Below are 395 nucleotides of genomic sequence, written 5' to 3' on the forward strand. Positions count from 1 at the left end.
CCCTCAAACTGAATCATCACAAAAATGGACAAAGTCTTGAAAAGCAATTACCAGAAACGAAGACAGAGCAGGTTCTTGCCGCCATATGGCAGGACTTTTTAGATGTAGATCGCGTGTACAAAGAGGATCAATTCTTCGACCTTGGCGGACATTCACTAAAAGCGACTCAAACCATTTCCCGGATCAATCATGAATTTTCAATGAAGGCGCCTTTAAAAATATTATTTGAAAGCAAACATCTGGCACATCTGGCGCAAATGGTTGATGACATCAAAGGGGCGCCAGCCGTTCAGGAGGCTGAAATTCCAAAGCTTGAAAAGCAAACAAGCTATGAATTGTCTCATGCCCAGAAGCGTATTTGGTTCTTATCCACATTAGAAAAGAGCCATCATTAC

1 protein-coding gene is annotated in these 395 nt (G+C 42.0%); it reads left to right on the top strand.

The genetic code is table 11. The features are described from left to right. Positions 1–395, top strand: a 395-nt coding sequence (locus GFC01_RS18510; protein ID WP_152948533.1) for a phosphopantetheine-binding protein, incomplete at both ends; no start/stop codon positions are given.

Source organism: Desulfofundulus thermobenzoicus, from assembly GCF_009428905.1.
GTDB lineage: Bacteria > Bacillota > Desulfotomaculia > Desulfotomaculales > Desulfovirgulaceae > Desulfofundulus_A > Desulfofundulus_A thermobenzoicus.